The organism is Micromonospora sp. NPDC003776, assembly GCF_053605645.1.
In genome coordinates this window covers 1-3,396 of the sequence record NZ_JBSGJR010000669.1, presented here as the reverse complement: position 1 = coordinate 3,396, position 3,396 = coordinate 1, and the positions used below count along the sequence as shown (strand labels likewise).

Annotated in this window: 2 protein-coding genes and 2 pseudogenes; 1 reads left to right on the top strand and 3 read right to left on the bottom strand. The window is 71.1% G+C overall.

Annotated elements, in window-relative coordinates:
- The 3 genes and pseudogenes from ACWEVO_RS33025 to tnpA all read right to left on the bottom strand — a co-directional run.
- Positions 1–406: pseudogene (locus tag ACWEVO_RS33025) on the bottom strand (beta family protein); the annotation flags it as partial.
- 99 nt (positions 407–505) lie between these two features.
- Entirely contained in the window at positions 506–1,891 is a 1,386-nt protein-coding gene (locus ACWEVO_RS33020; RefSeq protein ID WP_452311351.1) for an RNA-guided endonuclease InsQ/TnpB family protein, read from the bottom strand.
- Positions 1,892–2,276 (bottom strand): annotated as a pseudogene (gene tnpA / locus ACWEVO_RS33015) (IS200/IS605 family transposase). It lies immediately after the preceding gene.
- 185 nt (positions 2,277–2,461) lie between these two features.
- On the opposite strand from tnpA, the gene ACWEVO_RS33010 reads away from it, so the two are divergent.
- Positions 2,462–3,355, top strand: a complete 894-nt coding sequence (locus ACWEVO_RS33010; RefSeq protein WP_452311350.1) for a cellulose binding domain-containing protein — start codon at positions 2,462–2,464, stop codon at positions 3,353–3,355.
- Positions 3,356–3,396: the final 41 nt, after the last annotated feature.

Sequence of the window (3,396 nt, the reverse complement as noted above, 5' to 3'; positions counted from 1 at the left end):
GTCCCCCCGCCGCGGGGGACGCGGCCGGCCCCGCCCGCCCCGCGCCGCCCCGCAGCCGCACCACCGCCCGCCGGTCGTACGCCCGCGCCGCCGCCCCGTGCGCCACCAGCCGGCGGTCGCTCTCCGCCAGCCCGATCACCGGCACCAGGGGTACGCCCCAGCGGACCGGCTCGTTCGCCGCGCCGTCGGGCAGGGCCGAGACGTCGACGGCGGGGACCAGCCCGGCCGGCAGCCGGCCCAACAGCTCCACCGTGCACGGGTCGACCACGTGGATGTCGATGACCGGAGCGAGCAGCGGAACGGTGACCTCGTCGAGATGGGCCAGCGCCTCCAGCTCACCCCGGCGGCCGACCAGCATCGGGCGGTAGACCGGCTCCGCCGCCCGAACCCCGTGGGCGGGCACCATACTTCAATGTAACGCCTTGCTCACAGGGCTTTCGGGACATCGTTGACACCGCTCGACCCGGGTGATGGCAGCGCACAACCTCCCCGGCGACTACTCGTCTTACCCGACCCGCGTCCGCTGCCGCCGTCCCAGTCCGACCGGATCGGGCTGTGGAACAACGGCCTCAAGTGCGGCCGGTACGTCCTGGTGAGTATCGGCGACTACTGCACCGGCTTGACTTCCTCTCCACGCCTGAAGGGCGGCGGGTTCCCGTGGCTCGTGGCGTGTTCTTGCGGCGAGCCGTCTGGGTGGTTGGCGTTTCGCGGACCGGGTAGCCCCGAGGTCTCCACGCCCTGTTACCGCCAGTCCGGCGGCGAGGATGTTCTTGGCGGCGTTCACGTCGGCGTGGTCCTGATGCCCGCAGGCGACGCACCGGAAGACCGCTTGGCTCTTGCGGGACTCCGAGGCGACATGCTTGCAGGCGTTGCAGGTCTGCGACGTGTACGCGGGGTTGACTTTCTCGATGTGTGCGCCGTGGTAGCGGGCGGCGTGTTCCAGCCGGAGCAGGAATCCGCCCCACCCCTTGGCGAGGATGGCCCGGTTCAGGCCAGCCTTCTGGCGGACGTTACGGCCCGGCTGCTCAACGGTGCCTTTCGCGCTGGCCGTCATGTTTTGGATCCGTAGGCCCTCGACAGCGACCATGCCGTGCTCGCGGACCAGCCGCACGGCGGTCTGCGCGGCGAAGTCAGCCCTGCGGGCCCGGACACGGGCGTTCAGCCGACCCAGTTGCGCGCGGGTAGCGTCGCGGCGTTTCGACCCGCGGTTGCGGCCATGGACCCGCAGTGACCGCGATAGGCGCTGCTGCAACCGTTTGAGCCGGGCTGCCTCGCCCGCGGTGACGAACTCTCGGTCGTCCAGCCTTCCGTCGGAGGTGGCCACCGCCACGGCAACACCCCGGTCCACCCCGACCGGCGGCTTACCGTTCGGCGCCGCCTCGGCCACGCCGTCCTGGACGCAGAACGAGATGTACCAGCGTCCGCCGTCACGACAGACGGTGGCGTTGCGGATGGCGCCACCCAACGGCCTGGTCCACCGGAACCTGACCGGCCCGAACTTCGGCAGCCGCACCTCACCCCACCTGCGGCTCAACCGCCGCACGGTGATCTGGTTCGGGTCGGGAAACCGGAACGACGGGGCCGTGCGGGCCTTGGACCGCCAGCGCACCTTCCACGTGCCATGCCTCTCGCACGCCCGGTCCAGGTCCCGCAGGGTCTGCTGCAACGTGTGCGACGGCGCGTCGGCCAACCACGCACAGTCCGGATCTTTCTTCGCCTCGGCCACCTGCCGGGCCTGCTCGTTGTAGCCGATGAACGCGCCTCGGCGGCGGTACTCACGGCGCTGCTCCAGGCCTGTGTTCCACACCGCCCGACACACCGCGCCGACTTGTTCAGCGTAGGCAGCCTGCTCGTCGGTGAAGGCGAGCAGATAGCGGCGGCCGGTCAGCATTCAGCGGCCCTTCTGCTGCGCGACATACTCCTCCACCGCTGCCAGTGGGCCCCGCTGGTCGTCGCCACAAAGTACGAGTTTGTCCACAAGGTTGGCAGTCGGGAAGGCGGCGACGGGAACTCCTCACGCAGCACCCGAGATGTCCGTGCCTTGATCGCCTTGACGAGCTTGTGGACCCCGAACCGCGGGTCCACCTCGACCAGCAGGTGCACCTGGTCGGGCATGACCTCCAGCGCCACCAGCCAGGCCCCTTCTCCTCCACCACCTCACCGACCAGCTGCTTCAACCGCTCCTCGATCCGGCCGCCGAGCACCCCGCGTCGATGCTTTGCGCACCACACGACGTGGAAGGCGCACTGAAACACGACGTCGCTGCCCGACCGCAAGGCAACCGACCCATGCGATACACAGCATCAGGCAACCTACCGTCCGTCCGAAATGACACACCATCCCCCGGGCGAAAGCCGGGGTCCGCGCCCTACGCACTTCGATCCACGACGGCGCCCCCGGCCAGCCCTTCTGCCGCAACGGCTCCCGGGTCGCCGACGGCTACAACGGCGCCACGCTGACCATGCTGGTCGCCGACTCCTGCGGCGACGGCAACGCCTGGCGCCGGGACGACCCGTACCACCTGAACCTGGCCACCGCGTCGCTGAACCGCTTCGCCCGCAACGGAACCCCGGTCGGGAACATGCACCCCAACCACTGGAACAACCGGCACGTCTCCTGGTCCTTCGTGCCCGCGCCAAACTACACCGGCGACATCCGGGTCGGCTTCCTCCAGGGCGCGCAGCGCTACTGGCCGGCCATCGCGGTGTCCCACCTGGCCAACGGCATCCACGGCGTGGAGTACCTGGCCGACGGGGTGTGGCAGGCCGCGACGATGAACAGCGACATGGGCCAGTCGTACGTCATCGGGGCCACCGCCTCGGGCGGCACCGACTTCCAGATCCGGGTCCGCGACGTCACCGACACCCTGATCAACAACGGCCGGGTCTACCGGTTCTCGCTGCCCTCCTCGTGCGGTGGCACCTGCTCGGCGGCGTACACCCCGGCCGCCTACACCACCTCGGACGGCACCGGCTCGACGGCCTCGCCGAGCCTGACCGTCTCGCCGAGCCCGACGGTGACGCCGAGCCCGACCACCGTCCCGCCCTCGCCCTCGGGCGGCTGCGCGGCGACCTGGCAGGTCACCGGTGGCTGGACCGGCGGCTTCCAGGCCGAGGTGACCGTGCGCAACACCGGCACCGCCCCGGCCACCGGCTGGAGCAGCGGCTTCACCTTCCCGGGCGGGCAACGCCTGGCCAGCGCCTGGAACGCCACCGCGAGCCAGTCCGGCGCGCAGGTGAGCGCGACGAACGCGAGCTCGAACGGCGGCCTGGCGCCGGGCGCGAGTACCAGCTGGGGCCTCGTGGTCACCGGCGACAACCAGCCGCCGACCGGCCTGACCTGCACCCTGCGCTGAGCACCGGTGCGGGCCCGGGCACACCCCACGCCCCGGCCCCC

What these genes read in the sequence shown, in the direction of transcription:
- ACWEVO_RS33020 (WP_452311351.1), bottom strand. Translation starts at nt 1,891, where the DNA reads ATGCTGACCGGCCGCCGCTATCTGCTCGCCTTCACCGACGAGCAGGCT.
- ACWEVO_RS33010 (WP_452311350.1), top strand. Translation starts at nt 2,462, where the DNA reads ATGCTGGTCGCCGACTCCTGCGGCGACGGCAACGCCTGGCGCCGGGAC.